The 21,330-nt window shown below is 75.6% G+C and carries 2 protein-coding genes; both read left to right on the plus strand.

The genetic code is table 11. The features are described 5' to 3' along the window. Window positions 1-69: 69 nt before the first annotated feature. A complete protein-coding gene (locus ACFWAR_RS11325) occupies window positions 70-18,075 on the plus strand; it encodes an amino acid adenylation domain-containing protein (protein WP_385775539.1) in 18,006 nt (6,001 codons plus the stop codon). Beyond that, a complete protein-coding gene (fabD, locus tag ACFWAR_RS11330) occupies window positions 18,072-21,278 on the plus strand; it encodes an ACP S-malonyltransferase (RefSeq protein ID WP_385775541.1) in 3,207 nt (1,068 codons plus the stop codon). Before ACFWAR_RS11325 ends, fabD begins: the two co-directional genes overlap by 4 nt. Window positions 21,279-21,330: the final 52 nt, after the last annotated feature.

The raw sequence follows: 21,330 nt of genomic DNA on the forward strand, positions 1-21,330 counted from the left end.
CGTGGCCCCACCCGCCGGACCGCCCGCCCCCGCGACCGGCACCCCAGACCTTGTGAGAAGAGAGAGACTGTGAACGACAAGCGCAAGCTGCTGCTGAGCCTGCTGAAGCAGGCTTCCGCCCCGGCGGCGCCGAGCGAGGGCGTGGCGATCATCGGTGTCGCCGGCCGCTACCCGCTGGCCGAGACGGCCGGCGAGCTGTGGGACAACCTGGCCTCGGGCAAGCACTGCATCCGGGAGGTGCCGGCGGACCGTTGGGACGCCGACGCGCACTACGACCCCTCCGGCACCCGCGCCGGATACAGCAAGTGGGCCGGATTCATCGACGACGTCGACAAGTTCGACCCGCTGTTCTTCCAGATCTCCCCCGCGGACGCGGAGGCGATGGACCCCCAGGAACGGCTCTTCCTGCAGACCGCCGCGGCCACGCTGGACGACGCCGGCTACCCCGCCGCGCGGCTCGCGGCCCAGGGCCGGGTCGGCGTGTTCGTCGGCGTCATGAACAACAACTACGAGTGGATGGGCGGCGAGGCCACCGCGCTCGGCGTGCAGACCGACGCCCACTCCAACCACTGGTCCATCGCCAACCGGGTCTCCTACACCTTCGACTTCACCGGGCCCAGCCTCGCGGTGGACACCGCCTGCTCCGCCTCGCTCACCGCCGTCCACCTGGCCTGCGAGAGCCTGCGCAGCGGCGAGTGCGCCTCCGCCGTCGCGGGCGGCGTCAACCTCGTCCTGCACCCCATGCACCTGCGCACCCTGGCGCAGCGCGGCATGATCTCGCACGACGACCGGCTCAAGAGCTTCGGCGAGGGCGCCGACGGGTTCGTCGACGGCGAGGGCGTCGGCGCGGTCCTGCTCAAGCCGCTGTCCGCGGCGATCGCCGACGGGGACCGGATCCTCGGCGTGATCACCGGCTCCAGCATCAACGCGGGCGGCAAGACCGGCGGCTACACCGTGCCCAGCTCCGCCGCCCAGAGCGAGGTGATCCGCGCCGCCCTGGGCCGCGCCGGAGCCACCCCCGAGAGCATCGGCTACGTCGAGGCCCACGGCACCGGCACCCCGCTCGGCGACCCCATCGAGATCGCCGGCCTGACCGACGCGTTCGGCGGCCGCATCACCCCCGCGCAGCGCGCCGAACGGCCCACCGTCGCCGTCGGCTCGGTCAAGTCCAACATCGGTCACCTGGAATCGGCGGCCGGCATCGCGGGCCTGACCAAGGTGCTCCTCCAGCTCCGCCACCGCGCGCTCGTGCCCTCGCTGAACTCGGCCCGCCTCAACCCCGAGATCGACTTCACCACCACCCCCTTCGAGGTGCAGCAGACCCTGCGCCCGTGGACCCGGGCCACCACCGACGACGCGGCCGACGGCGCGCCGCTGCGCGCCCTCGTCAGCTCCTTCGGCGGCGGCGGCGCCAACGCCTGCGTGGTCGTGGAGGAGCACCGGCCCGCGGCCGGGCCGAGCGCGGCCCACGAGGCCGACACCGAGCAGCTGCTGGTCCTCTCCGCCAAGAGCGAGGACCGGCTGCGCGCGGCCGCCACCGACCTCGCCGCCTTCCTGCGCCGCGGCCAGGACGGGGGCGCCCGCGACCAGCGGCCCGAGCCGGACACCCTGGCCGCCGCCCAGCGGCTGAGCCTCGAACTGGCCGCCGAGACCCTCGGCGTGGACGCCGACTACCTGGACCTGGCCACCGAACTCACCGAGTGCGGCTTCGGCGTGGCCGAACGCGCCCGCTACCAGGCGCTGCTGGCCGACGCGGCCGCCGCCGCGCTGCCCGCCGACACCACCGCCGCCGACACCATCGGAGCCGTCGCCCGGACCGTCGCCGCCGCCCTGGCCGCCGCCCGCCCCCACCCGGGGAACGGCGCCGCCCTCCGGCTCGCCGACGTCGCCCACACCCTGCAGTCCGGTCGCACCGCCCACGAGTTCCGACTCGCGCTGCCCGCCGCGTCCCCGGCCGACGCGGCCCGCCTGCTGGAGGCCTGGCTCGCGGGGGAGGGCGACGACCGGATCGTCACCGGTCGCGCCGCCCGCGCCCGGGTGGAGCTGACCGCCGACGCGGCCGCCGACCTCGACGGGGCCCTGGAGCGCCGCGACCTGTCCGGCGTCGGCGCCGCCTGGGCCACCGGAGCCCTGGTGGACTGGACGCGCACCACCCCCGCCACCGCCCGCCGCATCGAGCTGCCGACGTACCCCTTCGCCCGCCGCCGCTACTGGATCCCGAGCCCGCCGGCCCCCGTGGCCGTCGCCGCGCCCGCCGCGCGCCAGGACACCGGCGACGCCGCGGTCACGGACGGCGCGCCGGAGTTCTTCCGCCCGCTGTGGGTGCGCACCCAGGCGCCCGCCGAAGGCGCCGCCCCGGCCCCGCGCCGCGTCACCGTCCTGCTCACCGAGGCCTCCCGTTGGCTGGGCGAGGCCCTCGCCGCGCGCCACACCGGCTCCGTGGACCTCGTCCGCATCGACGAGCACCCCGGCGGAGCGGCCGCCCCGTGGCTCGCCCGCACCGCCGACGCCGACCTGGTCATCCACCTCGGCGCCGTCGGCACCGGGATCGCCGACGGTACGGGCACCCCCGCGCTCGTCGCCGAACAGCTCCGGGACGGCTCGCTGTCCCTGTTCCACCTGCTGCGCTCCACCGCCGCGGACCGCGTCCTCGTCGTCACCAGCGACGTCCACGCGGTGGCCGGCGGCGCCTCGCAGAACCCCTTCGCCGCCGGGCTGCACGGCCTGCTCCAGGTCGCCCCCAAGGAACGGCCCGAACTGCGCGCGGCGGCCGTCGACTTCGCCGCCGCCGACTTCACCGGCGAGGCCGGTGCGCGCGCCCTGGCCGACGTCCTCCTCGCCGAGCCCGTCGACACCACCGGGCGCACCACCGTTCTGCGCGCGGGCATCCGCTACGAACGCCGCCTGGGCCGCGTCGCCCTGCCCACCACCGTGACCGACGACCGCCCCGTCTACCGCGACGGCGGCGTCTACCTGCTGATCGGCGGCACCGGCGGCATCGCCCGCGAGCTCAGCCTCGACCTGGCCCGACGCCACCGCGCCCGCCTGGTCTGGTTCAGCCGGGGCGAGCTCGGCGCCGAGCAGCGGGCCGCGGTCGAGGAGATCCGCGCCCACGGCGGCGACGTGGCCCACGTCCGCGGCGACGCCTGCTCCACCGAGGACCTGGCCGCCGCCGTGGCCGAGGCCCACCGCCTCTTCGGGGCCCTGCACGGCGTCTTCCACGCGGCGATGGTCTTCGACAACCACCTCCTGGCCGACCTCGACGAGGACGCCTTCACCGCGGCCACCCGGGTCAAGACCGAGGGCGCGGCCGCCCTCGCCGCGGTCGTCGCGGGCGAGCCCCTCGACTTCCTCGCCTACTTCTCCTCCGCCGGCTCCTTCGGCCGGTTCGCCGGCAACGGCGCCTACATCTGCGCCTCCGCCACCGAGGACGCCTACGCCCTCTTCCTCCGCGCCCGCCTGGACTTCCCGGTCACCGTCGTCAACCAGGGCTACTGGCACCAGGTCGGCTCCGGTGCCCAGCCCGGCCTCGCCGAGATCTTCCAGGGCCTGGGCATCAGCGGCTTCACCGCCGCCGAAGGCATCACCGCCGTCGAGCGGATCCTGTCCTGCGGCCTGCCCCAGGCCATGCCGATCCGCGCCAACCGCCGCGCCCTGGAGGCCATGGGCCACGACCCGGCCCTCGACGGCGACGCCCTGCCCGGCGGCTACCCGGCCGTCCTCGCGGACCAGGCGTCCCGCCTCGTCGGAGCGGCCGCCACCGACCCCGCCGCCACCCGGGTGCTCGACGGCTACCAGGAGCTGGAGGCGGTCTCCGCCCCCGTCCTGCTCGGCGTCTACCAGCGCATGGGCGTCTTCCAGCGCTCCGGCGAACGCCACAGCGCCCTGGAGCTGCGCACCACCCTGCGCATCCAGGACCGGTTCCAGCGGCTGCACGAGGCCCTGCTCAACATCCTCACCGGCGCCGGCCTGCTCACCCGCGACGGCGACCGGGTCACCACCACGGCCGCCGCCGACTCCGTGGACCACGCGGCGCAGTCCGAGGGCTGGGAAGCGGAGTTCGACCGCCTCGCCACCGCCTACCCGGACATCGAGCCGACGGTCACCCTCAACCGGCTCTTCCTCCAGGCCTACCCGCAGATCCTGCGCGGCGAGGTCGGCGCCACCGAGATCATGTTCCCCGGCTCCTCCATGCAGCTGGTGCAGAACTTCTACAAGGGCAACCCGCTCACCGACCACTTCAACCTGCTGGTCCGCGAGACCGTCCGGCGCGCCCTGGAGCTGCGCCTGGAGCAGCTCCCGGACGGCACCTCCTTCGAGGTGGTCGAGCTCGGCGCCGGCACCGGCGCCACCAGCGAACGCGTCCTGCCCGCACTGGAGGGCCACTCGGGCCGGGTCGGCTACACCTTCACCGACATCTCCCCGAGGTTCCTGGACTACGGCCGCGAGCGCTTCGCCGAGCGCTACCCCTTCGCCCGGTTCCAGATCCTCAACCTGGAGCGCGGACTGGCCGAGCAGGGCTTCACGCCCGCCGCCGCCGACCTGGTCCTCGCCACCAACGTGGTGCACGCCACCAGCGACCTGCGCTCCACCCTGCGCAAGGCCAAGGCCCTCCTGCGCCCCGGCGGCTGGCTGGTGCTCAACGAGCTGACCTCCGTGCGACCGCTGCTGACCATCGGCGGCGGCGTCCTGGAGGGATGGTGGGCCTTCGACGACGGCGAACTGCGCATGCCCGACTCGCCGCTGGCCTCGCCCGAGGGCTGGACCCGGATCCTCCACGAAGAGGGCTACACCGAGGTCCGCGCCCTCGGCGCCGACGGCGCCGACCTCGGCCAGACCGTCCTCGTCGCCGAGAGCGACGGCGTCGTCCTCGGCGCGAACCCGGCGCCGCGGACCGCTCCCGAGGCCGCCGACGGCGCGGCCGACGCGGCCGCCTCGGCCCGGGCCGCGGCCGCCGACGCCGCCGACGCCGTCGGCGAGCGCCTGCGCGAACTGGTCGAGCGGGTGCTCAAGCTGGACGAGCGGGTCGACCCCGACCGCCCCCTGGCCGACTACGGCTTCGACTCGCTCAGCGGGATGAAGATCGTCTCCGCGGTGGACGACACCTTCGGCGTCACCGTGCCCCTCGGCGACTTCTTCGAACGCCCGACCCTGCGCGAGCTCGCCGCGCACCTCGCCTCCGGCTGGCTCGCGGACGTCGTCGCCCCGGCCGCCCCGGCCGCCGCGCCCGCCCCGGTCCCGGCCGCGTCCGCGTCCGTGGCCCCGCAGGCCCCCGCCGCGCCCGCCGCCCCCGCGCGGCCCGCGGCCGCCCCGGCCGCCGAGCTCGTGCTGCGCCCCCGCACCGACACCGAGGCGTCCGTCCACCCGCTGTCCGAGGGCCAGCGCGCCCTCTGGGTCATCGAGCGGATCGCCCCCGGCACCTACGCGTACAACCTGCCCCTCGCCCTCTGGCTGGACCGCGACACCGACCTCCTCGCCCTGCGCGTGGCCCTCCAGGACCTCATGGACCGCCACGAGGAACTGCGCGCCACCGTCCGCGAGGGCGCCGACGGCCCGGCCGCCCACATCGCCACCGAGCCCGAACTCCCCTTCCAGCAGGTGTTCCTCACCACCGTGAACGAGGACGACCTGCGCGGGCGCATGCAGAAGGAGCTGCGCCGCCCCTTCGACCTCGCGGGCGGCCCGCTGCTGCGCGCCACCCTCTACACCCTCGGCGACGGCCGCCACGCCCTCCTGCTGACCTTCCACCACCTCGTCTTCGACGGGGTCTCCATCGCCCTGCTCCTCGCCGAACTGGAGCGCGGCTACCGCGCCGTGGCCGACGGCGGCCTGCCGCCCACCGACCGCCCCGAGCACAGCTACGGCGACTTCACCACCTGGCAGCGCGACCTGCTCGCCGGACCCGAGGGCCGTCGGCTGCGCGACTACTGGACGCAGCGGCTGAGCGGCCGCCAGACCACCGTGCCGCTCCCGCTGGACCGCCCCCGACCCGCCGTACCCGGCTACCGCGGCGCCAGCATCGACGGCGCCGTCCCCGGTCCCGTCACGGAGCGGGCCCGCGCCCTGGCCACCGCCGAGGGCACCTCGCTGTTCGGCGTCATGCTCTCCGGCTGGTTCGCCCTGCTGCACCGCTACGCCGACCAGGCGGACATCGCGGTGGGCACCCCCACCGCCGGCCGCCCGGCGAACGGCTACGACGACGTGTTCGGCTACTTCATGAACATGGTCGTCCTCGCCGAACGGGTCGACGGCCAGGAGGCGTTCCGCGCCCTGGTCCGCCGCACCCACGCCACCGTCCTGGGCGCCCTGGAGCACAGCGCCTACCCGCTGCTCACCCTCGCCGAGGAGCTGCGCCGCCTGGACCCCTCCGCCCCCTCCGCCCCCTTCAACACCGCCTTCTACTTCCAGAACTGGGCGCGCGCCGCCCGCCACGGCGGTCTCGTCCTCGGCCCCGTCGAAGGAGTCCACCAGGAAGGCGAGTTCGACCTCACCCTGGAGCTCGTCGAGCAGGCCGAAGGCTGCCGCTGGACCCTCAAGTACGACCCCGACCTCTTCGACGCGGACACCGTGGAGCGCATCGGCGCCCACTTCACCACCCTCCTCGCCGCGGCCGTCGGCGCCCCCGACACCGCCGTCGGCGCGCTCGACCTGCTCACCGGCGAGGAGCGGACCCGGCTGGCCCCGCCGGCCGCCGCCGAATACCCGGCCGACACCCTCGTGTGGGAACTCGTACGCCGCCAGGCCGAAGCCCGCCCGCAGACCGTGGCCGTCCGCCACCGGGGCACCGAGCTGACCTACCGCGAGCTCGCCGAACGCGTCGAGACCCTCGCCGCCCGGCTGCGCGCCGCCGGCGTCGGCCGCGGCCGCACCGTCGGCGTCCTGCTGCCGCGCGACGCGGACCTGCCCGTCGCCCTCCTCGCCGTCCAGGCCGCGGGCGGCAGCTACGTCCCGCTCGACCCCGGCTACCCGCGCCAGCGCCTCGCCTACATGGCCGAGGACGCCGGACTCTTCCTGATGCTCACGCACTCCGCGCACCAGGACGCCTACACCGCCGTGCCCCGCCTGCTCACCGACGGCGGCCAGGAGCCGCCCGCCGCCCCCTCGCCCGGCCCCGCCGGACCCGGGGACACCGCGTACGTCATCTACACCTCCGGCTCCACCGGTCGGCCCAAGGGCGTCGCCGTGGCGCACCGCGCCCTGACCAACTTCCTGTGGTCGATGGCCCGCGAACCCGGATTCGGCCCCGGCGACACCCTGCTCGCGCTGACCACCGTCTGCTTCGACATCTCCGGCCTGGAGCTCTACCTGCCCCTGGTCACCGGCGGCACGGTCGAGATCCTCCCCACCGAGGACGCCCGTGACGGACTGCGGCTGCGCCGCGCCGTCGAGACGAGCCGGGCCACCGTCATCCAGGCCACCCCGGCCACCTGGAGCATGCTGCTGGCCGCCGGCTGGCAGGGCAAGCCCGGCCTGACCGTCCTGTGCGGCGGCGAGGCACTGCCCGCCGACACCGCCCGCGCCCTGCTCGCCGGGAACCACGCGGTGTGGAACCTGTACGGCCCCACCGAGACCACCATCTGGTCCGCGGCGAGCCGCCTCGCCCCCGGCGAGAAGGTCACCATCGGCACCCCGATCGCCAACACCGCCCTCCACGTCCTCGACAGCACCCGCCGCCCCGTCCCGGCGGGAGTGCCCGGCGAGCTGTACATCGGCGGCCACGGCGTGGCCCAGGGCTACCTGGGCCGCCCCGAGCTGACCGCCGAACGCTTCCTGGCCGACCCGTTCGCCACCGCCGCCGACGCCCGCATGTACCGCACCGGCGACCTCGCCCGCCGCCTCCCGGACGGCCGGATCGAGTACCTCGGCCGGATCGACTCCCAGATCAAGATCCGCGGATTCCGCGTGGAGCTGGAGGAGATCGAGACCACCCTGCGCGGCCTGCACGGCGTGCGCGAGGCCGTCGTCGTCGCCCGCGGCGAAGGCACCCGGCACTCGCTGCTGGCCGCCTACGTCCTCGCGGACGGCGCCACCGAACCCACCCGGGAACGGCTCGCGGCCTGGCTGCCGGACCACATGGTCCCGGACGCGCTGGTCCGGGTCACCGGCTTCCCCCGCACCCTCAACGAGAAGATCGACCGCACCACCCTGGCCGCCCTGCCCGTGGCCGAACTCCGGGCCCGCTTCGGCGCCACCGCGGGCACGGCCGCCACCGCACCCGAGCCCGGCCGCACCGACGGCGGCGCGCGGCTCCGTACCGAGGCGCTCGTCGCCGAACTGACCACCATGGTCGCGACTCTGGCCGGGCAGCGCCCCGAGGACATCGGCGCGCAGACCCCGCTCGGCGACCTCGGCATGAACTCGGTCAGCTTCACCGAGCTGAGCACCGCACTGCGCAAGGCCTACGACATCGAGGTCTACCCCACGCTGTTCTACCGCCGCGGCACCCTGCTCGCGCTCGCCGACCACCTGTGGGAGCACCACGGCCGGGAACTCACCGCCCACTTCGGCCCGGCCGTCACCGCGCTCCCCGCCGACCGCGACCTGGACCCCACGGGCGCGGAGGGCACCGACGCCCCGGCGGCGCGGGGGCAGCGCCCCAGCGGCGACATCGCCGTCATCGGCATGGCCGGACGCCTGCCCGGCTCCACCGACCTCAAGGAGTACTGGGACCACCTCGCCGCCGGGGACGACCTGGTGACGGAGATCCCCGCCGACCGCTGGGACTGGCGCGAGCAGCCCCGCTCCCGCTCCCGCTGGGGCGGCTTCGCCCCCGACGTGGACCGCTTCGACGCCGCCTTCTTCGGGATCTCCCCGCGCGAGGCGGAACTGATGGACCCCCAGCAGCGCCTGATGCTGGAAGTGGTCTGGTCGGCCATCGAGGACGCCGGCTACCGCCCCTCCGAGCTGGCCGGACGACGCGTCGGAGTCTTCGTCGCGGTCACCAACTCCGACTACCTCGACGTGCAGCGCGCCGCCGGACGCGGCACCGAGGGCCACACCCTCACCGGCGCCGCCCTGTCCGTCATCCCCAACCGCGTCTCCTACGTCCTGGACCTGCGCGGCCCGTCCGTCGCCGTGGACAGCGCCTGCTCCGGCTCGCTGACGGCCGTCCACCAGGCGAGCGCCGCGCTCCGCGACGGGAGCTGCGACCTGGCCATCGCGGGCGGCGTCAGCCTGATCCTCTCCCCGTCGGTCTACGAGGCGCTCAGCCAGGGCGAGATGCTCAGCCCCGACGGCCGGTGCAAGGCCTTCGACAGCCGCGCCGACGGCTACGTACGGGGCGAGGGCGCCGGTGTCGTGCTCCTCAAGCCGAACGACCTCGCCGAACGCGACGGCGACGCCGTCCACGCCGTCATCAAGGCGGTCGCCGTCAACCACGGCGGCCGGACCACCTCGCTGACCGCCCCCAACCCCGACGCCCAGGCCGACCTGCTCGTCGAGGCCTACCGGGCGGCCGCGGTCGCCCCGGAGACCGTCGGCTACATCGAAGCCCACGGCACCGGCACCGCCCTCGGCGACCCCATCGAGACCGCCGGCCTCTCCACGGCCTTCCGCCGACTGCGCGCGGAGAACGGCTCCACCGCCCCGCGCACGCCCATCGCCATCGGCTCGGTGAAGACCAACATCGGCCACCTGGAGGCCGCCGCCGGCATCGCCGGCCTGTTCAAGGTCGCGCTCGGCATGCGGCACGCCACCATCCCCGCCAGCCTGCACTTCGAGAAGCAGAACCCCTACCTGGAACTCGACGGCGGACCCTTCGAGGTCGCCGCCACCGCCCGACCCTGGCCGCGTCACCGCGACGCCGCCGGCGCACAGCACCCGCGCCGCGGCGGCGTCAGCTCCTTCGGCTTCGGCGGAGCGAACGCGCACATCGTGCTGGAGGAACCGACCATGCCCGACACCCGCGACGAGCAGACCGCCGAGCAGCTGTTCGTGCTGTCCGCCCGGGACGAGGAGGCGCTGCGCACCACCGCGCGGCGGCTCGTCGACCACCTCGACGCGCAGGACGTCCCCCCGGGCGACCTCGCCTACACCCTGCAGACCGGCCGCGAGCCGATGGCCCACCGCCTCGCCGTGGTCGCCGAGGGCGCCGCGGCACTGCGCGCCGAACTCGCCGCCCACCTCGCGGGCCGCCCCTCGGCGGTGCGCACCGGACGGCCCGCGCGCGGCCTGACGCCGCGCCCGGCCGCCGCCACCGCGGACCTCGACACCCTCGCCGGCCACTGGCTGGACGGCGCCGAGGTCGACTGGGCCGAGCTGCACCGGGGCGCGCCGCGCCGCCGCGTGCACCTGCCCGCCTACCCCTTCGCCCGGACCCGGCACTGGGTCGCCCCGGCGGCCCCCGCGGCCGCCGCGGCGCCGGCCCCGCTCCACCCCGCGCTCCTCGACGCGGAACTCCCCGCGCCCGACGGCGCCGGCCGCGTCTTCACCAAGCACCTCACCGGCCGGGAGTTCTTCCTGCGCGACCACATCGTCGCCGGCGACCCCGTGCTGCCCGGCGTCGCCCATCTGGAGATCGCCCGCCTGGCCGGCGAACTCGCCGCCGACGGCGCCCCGGTGACCGGCATCGACGGCCTGGTGTGGGCCGCCCCCGTCCGGCTCCCCGCCGGCCACGGCGGACACCGCCTGCGGGTCCGCCTCACCGGCGCCGCCGACCGACCCGCCTCCTTCGAGGTCGCCGGCGAAGGCGACGGCGCCCCCGTCCACGCCGCCGGAACCCTGCGGTTCGGCGACCCCGGCGAGCGCCCCGCCACCGTCGACCCGGCGGCCGTGCGCGCCCGCTGCCCGCGCGTCCACACCGCCGCCGACTGCTACGAGGGCTTCTCCCGGCTCGGCTTCGACTACGGCCCGGCCTTCCAGGTGATCGAGGAGATCGCCGAGGGCGACGGCGAGGCCCTGGCCGCGCTGCGGCTGCCGGCCGAGCGCCACACCGGCACCGGCGGCTACGCCTTCCACCCGTCCCTGCTCGACGCGGCCCTGCAGACCGCCGGGCGGCTCGCGCCCGGCGCCGCCGACCCCGCGAACCCGGTCCCGTACCTGCCGTTCTCGCTCGGCTCGGTCCGCCGCTACGCCGACCTGCCGGAGCGGGTGTACGCCCACGCCACGGTCTCGGCCCGCCCGGCCCGACCCGGCACGCTGTGCTTCGACGTCGCCCTGCGCGACGCCGAGGGCCGGGTGGTCGTCGCGATCGAGGCCTTCACCCTGCGGGCCGTGCCCGCCGGGGCCCGCGCGGCCGCCGCCGCCCCCGCGCCCGGGGCGCTCCCCGGCTCCGACGAGGTCTTCGCCTTCGCACCCGGCTGGCAGCCCGTCGCCGCCGCGGCGGCGGGCCCGCTCGACACGGCCGTACTGGTCCTCGGCCCCGCCGCCGGGTCCGCAGCGCTCACCGAGGCCCTCACCGCCGCCGGGGCGAGCACGCTCGTGCGCACCACCGACGCCTTCGACGCCGAGGCGGCGGTCGCCGCCCTCGCGGCCGGATCCGCCACCGTGGTGCACCTGTCCGACCCGGACACCGGCACCACGGCGGCCGTCGAACACGGCTTCCACACCGCCGGCGCCTTCCTGCGGGCCTGGCAGCGCGCCCGCCGCGGCGCCCTGCGCTACCTGTACGTCCACCCCGAGCCCGCGGCCTCCCCGGCCCACCCGGCCATGGCCGCCTTCGCCCGCTCGGTGCGCCTGGAACACCCCGCCGTCGACTTCACCGTGCTCGCCGTCGCCGCGGACCGCACCCCCGCCGACGCCGTCACCGCCGAACTCGCCGCATCCGGCGGGGTCGAGACCCGCGCCGACCGCACCGGCCGCTCCCGCCGCACCTGGCACCGCGCGACCCTGCCCGCCACCGCCCCGTCGCCCTTCACCGGCCCCGGCGCGCACATCGTGACCGGCGGTACCGGCGCCCTCGGGCTGCTCCTCGCCGAGCACATCGCCGCCGCCCGCACGGCCGCCGGGACCCGCGCCGGAGGCATCGTGCTCGCCTCCCGCACGGCCCCCGGCCCCGAGGCCCTCGCCCGCATCGACGCCATCGGCGCCCGCGTGGTGCGCGCCGACGTGTCCGACCCGGACGGTGTGCGGCTGCTGGTCGACGAGGCCCGCCGCGCGCACGGTGCGATCGCCGGCGTCCTGCACGCCGCGGGCGTCCTGCGCGACGGCCTGCTCGCCCGCAAGGAGCGGGCCGACGCCGAGGCCGTCCTCGCCGCCAAGGTGCACGGCACCGTCCTGCTCGACGAGGCCACCCGCGAGGACCGCCTCGACTACTTCGTGACCTTCTCCTCGGCCGCCGCCGCCTTCGGCAACACCGGCCAGACCGACTACGCCTTCGCCAACGCCTTCCTCGACCACTTCGCCGAGGAGCGCGAGCACCGGCGCCTGGCGGGCACCCGGCACGGTCGCACCCTCGCCGCCGCCTGGCCGGTGTGGGCCGACGGCGGCATGCGGATCGACGCCGCCGCCGAGGAGTTCATGGACCGGGTCCTCGGCATGCGCCCGCTGCGCACCGGACCCGCCCTCGACGCCCTGGACCGCGCCCTGGCCACCACCGCACCCCGACTGCTCCTCGCCCCCGGCGCCCCCGACCGCATCCTGGCCGCCCTCGACGGCGGGCGCGCCCCCGCGGCCGCCCCGGTGACCGCGGCGACCTCCCCGGCGGCCGACGCGGACGTGCGGGGCCGCGCCGAGGCACTGGTCCTGCGGCTGCTCGCGGAGGAGGTCAAGCTCCCCGAGAGCGAGATCTCCCTTACCGAGTCCTTCGACCAGTACGGTCTGGACTCCCTCATCTCCATGAGCATGGTCCGCCGGTTGGAGGAGCTCTTCGGCCCGCTGCCCAAGACCCTGCTCTTCGAGCACGTGACGGTCCACGAACTGGCCGGGTACCTGAGCGCCGAACACCCGGACGCGCTGACCGGCCTCGCGACCGAGACCGAGGCCGAGACGGCTACCGGGACCGAGACGCCGACCGCGACCGTCCCGGCCCCGCCGACCCCCGTACCCGCACCCGCACCCGCACCCGCCCCCGAGGCAGTCCCCGTGACCGCCGTCCCCGACCGCGCCGCCACCCGCGGCGAGGACATCGAGATCGCCGTCATCGGCGTCGCCGGCCGCTACCCGCAGGCCGACGACGTGGACGAGTTCTGGCGCAACCTGCGGGCCGCCCGGGACAGCGTCGAGGAGGTCCCCGCCGACCGCTGGGACCACGACACCTTCTACGACGCGGACAAGTCCGCCCCCGGCAAGACCTACGGCAAGTGGGGCGGCTTCGTCCGCGACGCCGACCGCTTCGACCCGCTGTTCTTCCGCATGTCCCAGATCGAGGCCGAGCACACCGACCCCCAGGAGCGCGTCTTCCTGGAGACCGTCTGGCACCTCATGGAGGACGCCGGATACACCCGCGCGCAGCTCCGCGGCGCCCGCACCGGCGTGTTCGTCGGCATGATGTACGGCCACTACCAGCTGTACGGCGTCCAGGAGGCACTGGAGGGCAAGGGCTTCGCCCCCTCCTCCTCCTACGCCTCGGTCGCCAACCGGGTCTCGTACTTCTTCGACTTCACCGGCCCCAGCGTCGCCCTGGACACGATGTGCTCCTCCTCGCTGGTCACCATCCACCAGGCGTGCCTGGCCATCCGCAACGGTGACTGCGACGTCGCCGTCGCCGGTGGCGTCAACATCTCCAGCCACCCCGTGAAGTTCCTCCAGCTCGCCCAGCGCAGCTTCCTCGCCGCGGACGGCCGCTGCCGCAGCTTCGGCGAGGGCGGCACCGGCTACGTGCCCGCCGAGGGATCCGGCGCCGTCCTGCTCAAGCGACTGGACGCCGCCCTCGCCGACGGCGACCGCATCCTCGCGGTCGTCAAGTCGTCCGCCGTCAACCACGGCGGCGCCGGCTCCGGCTACAGCGTCCCCAACCCCAAGGCCCAGGGCGACCTGGTCCGGTCCGCCCTGGAGCGGGCCGGGCTGCGCCCCGCCGACCTCGACTACCTGGAGGCCCACGGCACCGGCACCGCCCTCGGCGACCCGGTGGAGGTCACCGGCATGCTCCGCGCCTTCCAGGGCGACACGCCCGAGCGGCTGCCGATCGGCTCCGTGAAGTCCAACATCGGCCACGCCGAGTCCGCCGCCGGCATCGCCGCCATCACCAAGGTGCTGCTCCAGATGCGGCACGGCGAACTCGCCGCCTCGCTGCACGCCGACCGGCTCAACCCCAACATCGACTTCTCCGCCGGTCCGTTCGAGGTCCAGCGCGAGCGCGCCCCCTGGCCGCGCCGCGTCCTCGACGACGGCACCGTCAAGCCGCGCACGGCCGGAGTGAGTTCCTTCGGCGCGGGCGGCACCAACGCCCACATCATCCTCCAGGAGTACGTCGGCGACCCGGCCGCCCCGACCCGCACCCCGGCCGTCGGACCGCAGCTGGCCGTGCTGTCCGCCCGCGACGCGGACCGGCTGACCGCCCAGGCCCGCCGACTGGCCGCGCACCTGCGCGACGAGGCCGTGGACGCGACCCCCGAGGAGGTCGCCTGGACCCTCCAGAGCGGACGCGAGGCCATGGAACACCGGCTCGCCGTCCTCTTCCGCTCCCCGGCCGAACTCGCCGCCCGCCTGGACGACCTGGCCGCCGGTCAGGCCCCGGCCGGTACCTGGCGCGCGGTGGTCAACCTGCGCAAGCCCGTCGCGGGCGGCCCGGTCGACGACAGCCCCGCGGCGCTGGCCGAGGCGTGGACCGCCGGTCGCCAGGTCGACTTCGCCGTCCTGCACCCGGCCGGACGGCCCGCCCGCACGGCCCTGCCCGGCTACCCCTTCGGCGGGGACCGGGTCTGGCTCGCCGCCGCGGACGCCCAACTCGCCGCCCTGAACGGGTCGGCCGCCGCCGCGGGTGAACTCCTCACCCGGCACTGGGTCCCGGCCGCAGCGGTCGTACGCGGCGCCCTGCCCGCCCGTACCGCCGTACTGGCCGCACCGGGCACCGAGGCCCTCGCCGCCCGGCTGGCCGCGCACCTGCCCGCCGCCGAGGTACTGGACGCGGAGCGGATCGCGGCCGACCTCGCCGACCCCACCACCGCGTGGAACCGCTACGACGCCGTGGTCGACCTCGCGGGCTGCGCCGACCCGGCCCGACCCGCGGCGCACCACCTGCTGGCCGACTGGCTGCACTGGATGCGCCGACTCGTCGACAACCGCCACGAACTGACCGCCCTGCTGATCACGCGCGACGGCGGCGCCGGTGGAGCCGCCCGCACCGGGCTGTACCGGATGCTCCAGAGCGAGTACAGCCACCTGCGCTCCCGCCACGTCGACGTCGGCCACGGCCTCGGCGACGAGCAGCTGTTCCCGCGCGTCGCCGACGAACTCGCCTCGGGCGACGACCCGTACGAGATCGCCTACCGCGACGGCGCGCGCCACCGGGCGCAGCTGCGCGCCCTGCCGCAGGCCCCGACCGGCCGCACCGCCTTCCCGGCCGACCACGTCCTGTGGGTCACCGGCGGCACCCGCGGCCTCGGCCTGCTGAGCGCCCGCCACTTCGTCGAGCGCCACGGCGTGCGCAAGCTGGTCCTCACCGGCCGCGAGGAGCTCCCGCCGCGCACCGAATGGGCCGCGCACATCGCCGCCGGCACCGCCCTGGGCGAGAAGCTGCGCCCGCTCGCCGAACTGGTCGCGCGCGGCGTCGAGCTGGAGGTCCTCGCCGTACCGCTGGAGGAGACGGAGGCCCTGGCCAAGAGCCTCGCCGACGTCCGGCTCCGGATGGGACCGGCCGGTGGAGTGATCCACAGCGCGGGCTTCACCGATTTCGAGAACCCCGCCTTCGTCCGCAAGACGCAGGCCGGCATCGACCGGGTCGTCAGCCCGAAGGTCTTCGGCCTCGACTCGCTGATCACCTGCTTCCGCGACGAACCGCTGAGCCTGTTCGTGCTGTACTCCTCGGTCGCGGCCTCCGTTCCCGCGCTCGCCGTTGGCCAGAGCGACTACGCCCTGGCCAACGCCTACCTGGACGCGGTCGCCGAGGCCCGTCCGTACGGGCTCCCGCTGGTCAGCGTGCAGTGGCCGAGCTGGAAGGACACCGGGATGGGGGAGGCGCGCAGCGCCGCCTACCAGGCCTCCGGGCTGTCCTCGCTGACGGACGAGCAGGGCCTCGCCCTGCTGGACCGGGCCCTGGCGAGCGGTGCCCGGGTGGTCCTGCCCGCGCTGCCGCGCCCGGACGCCGAGTGGCGCCCCGAGCTCCTCACCTCCCGTCGCCTCTCCCCGGTCGCGGCCCCGGCCGCCCCGGCCGCCCAGGCCGTCGCCGCCCCGGCGGTCCCCGTCGCTCCGGCAGCCGACGACGCGGTGCGGGGCGCGGTCGACGCGGCCTCCTCCTGGCTGCTGGACCGGCTCGCCGCCGAACTCCGCTTCGAGCGGGGCCGACTGACGGGCGACACCCCCATCCACGACTACGGCACCGACTCGATCATGGTGTCCCAGCTGGTGCAGACCGCCGCCAAGCGGCTCGACGTCTCCATCGACCCCTCCGCGCTGCTGGAGCACCCCACCGCCGACGGTTTCGCCGCGTACCTCGCCGACGAGCACCGGGGCGCCCTCCTCGCGGCCTTCGCCGCTCCCGCCGCGGCCGCCCCCGCCACCGTCCCGGCGACCGCGGCCCGCGCGGCAACGGCCTCCGCGCCGACCGCGGCAACGGCCGGACCGGCCACCGCGCCCGTCGTACCCGCCACCACCGACATCGCCGTGATCGGCCTGTCCTGCCGCTTCCCCGACGCCCCGTCGGCCGGCGCCTACTGGGACCTGCTGCGCCAGGGCCGCTCGGCCCTGCACCCGATCCCGGACAGCCGGTTCGGCCGTCCGGTCGGCTACCACGCGGGTCTGCTCGACGACGTCCTGCGCTTCGACCCGGAGTCCTTCCTCCTCGCCGAGGCCGACGTCGCGGCCATGGACCCGCAGGCCCTGCTCCTGCTCGAAGAGGTCGACAACGCCCTGCACCACGCCGGTTACCGGCCCGCCGAGCTCAAGGGCCGTCGCATCGGCGTCTACGTCGGCGGCCGCGCCACCCACACCCCCGACACCGAGAGCCTGGCCGGGGCGAAGAACCCGGTCGTGGTCACCGGTCAGAACTACCTGTCCGCGAACGTCTCGCAGTTCTTCGACTTCCGCGGCCCCAGCCTGGTCGTCGACACCGCCTGCTCCTCGGCCCTGGTGGCCATGGACATGGCCGTCCAGGCCCTGCGCTCGGGCGACATCGAGTCCGCCGTGATCGCGGGCGTCAGCCTGCTGGCCGACGACCGGGCCCACCAGGTCTTCGGACAGCGCGGACTGCTCAACCCCGGCCCCGCCTTCCACGTGTTCGACCGCCGGGCCGCGGGCCTGGTCCTCGGCGAGGGCGTCGGCGTCGTCGTCCTCAAGCCGCTGGCCGCCGCGCAGGCCGCCGGTGACCGCGTGCTCGCCGTCGTCAAGGGCATCGCGATCAACAACGACGGCCGCACCGCCGGCCCCGCCACCCCGAACCTCCAGGCCCAGAAGGACGTGATGAAGGAGGCACTCGCGCGCAGCGGCCAGCTGCCCGGGGACATCGGCTGGATCGAGGCCAACGGCTCCGGGTCGGCCGTCACCGACCTGCTCGAACTCAAGGCCGTGGAAGGGGTCTACCGGTCCGGTTCCGCCCAGCCGGTGGCGCTCGGTTCCATCAAGCCGAATATCGGCCACCCGCTGGCCGCCGAGGGCATCGCCGCCTTCATCAAGGTGGCCCTGATGCTGCACCACCGCGAGCAGGTCCCCTTCGGCTCCGGTCAGGAGCCGCTGGACCACTACGACCTGGCCGCCTCCCCGCTGTACTTCCCGCGGGAGCCCCGGCCCTGGCCGACCGGTTCCGCCGAACTCGCCGCGGTGAACTGCTTCGCCGACGGCGGCACCAACGCCCACCTGCTGCTCGCCCCGGCGCCGGTGGCGTCCTCGACCGGGTCGGCCGCGCCCCGCACCCCGCTGGAGCGACCGGTGCGCACCCCCCGGGTCGTGATCCGCGGCCGGGCGGCGGGAACCGCCACCGCCCCCGCCCCCGCCGCCACCGCCCCCGCGCCCGCCGGGAGCATGTTCTGGGACACCTTCCGATGAGCGCCCCGATCCCCGCGCCGACCGGGGACCTGCCCGTCGTCTTCATGTTCTCCGGCCAGGGGTCCCAGTACTACGGGATGGGCCGGGAACTCTTCGAGAGCGACCCGGTGTTCCGCGCCGCGCTGCTCCGCCACGACGCGGTGGTGGCCGCCGAGCTGGGCGAATCGGTCATCGACCGGATGTTCGACCCGGCCCGCCGCAAGAACGACCCGTTCACCGACACCCGGCTGACCCACCCGGCGATCGTCATGACCGAACTCGCCCTCGCGCAGACCCTGCGGGCGGCGGGACTGGAACCCGACTACCTGCTCGGCTCCAGCCTCGGCGAGTACGCGGCGGCGGCCGTCTCCGGGGCCCTGGACGAGGCCGAGTGCCTGCGGGTGCTGGTGCGACAGGCCTCCGGCCTGCGCACCGGCCCCCGCGGGGGCATGCTCGCCGTGCTCGCCCCCGCCGACGTGCTCGACCGGGTCGCCGCCCTGCGCGAGTGCGAGGTCGCGGCCCGCAACTACCCGGGCCACTTCGTGGTCGCGGCCGACGAGGACACCCTGGCCCGGGCCGAGCGGGAGCTGCGCGCCGCCGACGTGCTCCACCAGCGCGTCCCCGTCGAGTACGCCTACCACTCGCGGCACATGGAGCCGGTCCTCGACCAGTGCAACAACGCCTTCGACGGCGTGGAGTTCGCCCCGCCGGCCATCCCGTGGATCTCCTGCGTGGACGGCCGGTCCGTGGAGCGGCCGACCGCGCACCACTTCTGGCGGGCGGCCCGCCAACCCATCGAGTTCGAGGAGGCCATGGCCGCCATGCGGGCCCGGGGCGACTTCCTCTACCTCGACCTGGGGCCGTCCGGCACCCTGCACAACTTCGCCCGCAACAACCTGCCGGCAGGCAGCCGCTCCCGCTCCCTGCCCCTGCTCAGCCCCTTCGGGTACGACCCGCAACAGATCTCCCGGGCCCGGACGCTCGCCGCACCGAAGGCGGCCCCGGCCCCGCACGCACCGCACGCACCGAAGACACCAAGGAAGGCACACGGTATGAAGGTCTACGGCTTCCCCGGACAGGGCTCCCAGCAGCGGGGCATGGGCAAGGGACTGTTCGAGAAGTTCCCCGAGCAGACCGCGATCGCCGACCGCGTCCTCGGCTACTCCGTCGAGGAACTGTGCGTCTCGGACCCCGAGCGGCTCCTGGGCCGCACCGAGTACACCCAGCCCGCCCTCTACACGGTCAGCGCCCTGACCTACCTGGACCACCTCACCCGGGACCCGGAGCCCGCCGACTACCTGATCGGCCACAGCCTCGGCGAGTACGTGGCCCTCTTCGCCTCCGGCGTCTTCGACTTCGAGACCGGGCTGCGCCTGGTGCAGCGCCGCGGCGCCCTGATGGCCGCCGCGGGCGGCGGCTCCATGGCCGCCGTCGTCGGCAGCGACGAGGACGCCGTCACCCGGATCCTCGCCGGATCCGGCCTCGACGGCCTGGACCTGGCGAACCTCAACGCGCTCGACCAGTTCGTGCTGTCCGGCCCCGCCGACGACATCGGCGCCGCCTGCACCGCCTTCGAGGCGGCTGGCGCCCGCGCGGTCCGGCTCAATGTGAGCGCCCCCTTCCACTCCCGCTACATGCGCGGCACCGCCGACGAGTTCGCGCGCTTCCTCGACGGCTTCGCCTTCGACCGCCCCGCCGTCCCCGTCCTCGCCAACACCGATGCCCAGCCCTACCGGGCCGACACCGCGAAGGCGACCCTCACCGCGCAGATCGCCTCCCCGGTGCGCTGGAGCGAGACGATCCGCCGCCTGATGGGCCACGGCGACTTCGACTTCACCGAGCTCGGCCCGGGCCACGTCCTGACCCGGCTCGTCGCCCGCATCCGCTCCTCGGCCACCCCCCTCCCGGTCCCGACGCACACCCCGGACCCGGCCGACGTCGTAGCGGCCCCGGCCCCCGCGCCCCGCGGCATCGCGGCGGACACGCTCGGCTCGGAGACCTTCCGCGCCCGCTACGGCCTGCGGCGCGCCTACCTCCTCGGCTCCCTCTACGGCGGCGTCTCCGGCCCCGACATGCTCCGCGCCGCGGCCAAGGCCGGGCTCCTCGGCTTCCTCGGCACCGCGGGCCTGAGCCCCGCCGAGACCGAGGACCAGCTGCGCACCCTCGCCGCCGACCTCGGCCTCGGCGGCGCCTTCGGCGTCAACCTGCTCTACCGGCACGGCGCCCCGGAGCAGGAGTCCGCGCTCGTGGACCTGCTGCTGCGGCACGGAGTGGACCTCGTCGAGGCCTCCGGGTTCCCGCTGATCACCCCGGCGCTGGTGCGCTTCCGGCTCAAGGGCGGCCGGATCATCGCCAAGGTGTCCCGGACCGACACGGCCGCCGAGTTCCTCGCCCCGCCGCCGCAGGTCCTGGTCGACCGGCTGCTCGCGTCGGGCGAGGTCACCGAGGAGGAGGCCCGGCAGGGCGCCGGCCGCCCCATGGCCGACGACCTGTGCGTCGAGGCCGACGGCGGCTGGCTCAGCAGCACCGCCGACCTGCTGACCCTGCTGCCCGCCGTGCTGCGGCTGCGCGACGAGGCCGCCCTGCCCGGCGGGCGCGTGCACATCGGCTGCGCGGGCGGCATCGGCACCCCCGAGGCGGCCGCCGCGGCCTTCCTCCTCGGTGCCGACTTCCTGCTGACCGGCTCCGTCAACCAGTGCTCCGTCGAGGCCGCCACCAGCCCCGAGGTCAAGGACATCCTCCAGCAGGCCCGGGAGTTCGACGTGGACACCGCCCCCTGGGGCGAGATGTTCGAACTCGGCGTCCAGGCCCGCTACCTCAAGCGCGGCCTGTTCTTCCCCGCCCGCGCCGCCCGCCTGTACGAGATCTGGCGCCGCCACGGCTCGTTCGCCGAGCTCGACGAGGAGACCCGCACCCAGGTCCTCGACCGGTTCCTCGGCGGCGCGACCCCGCCGCCCGCCACCCCCGGCCCGGACCCCAAGGGCGAGCTCGCCGCCCTCTTCCGCGGCTACTTCGACCGGGGCCAGCGCCTCGCCGTCACCGGGGACCAGCGCTCCCGGGTCGACTACCTGGTCCACTGCGGCCCGTCGATGGGCGCGTTCAACCAGGTCGTCGCGGGCACGGAGCTGCACCCCTGGAGCGCCCGTACGGTCGAGGCCATCGCCGACACGCTCATGGAAGGCGCGGCGACCCACATCACGGACCGCCTGAACACCTTCCGCTGATCCGGCTCCGCACGCACGACGACGTCGGCCTCCACGACCAGGATGTGGTCTG

This window comes from Streptomyces sp. NPDC059917 (assembly GCF_042730635.1).
In the GTDB taxonomy this organism is placed as follows: Bacteria; Actinomycetota; Actinomycetes; order Streptomycetales; family Streptomycetaceae; genus Streptomyces.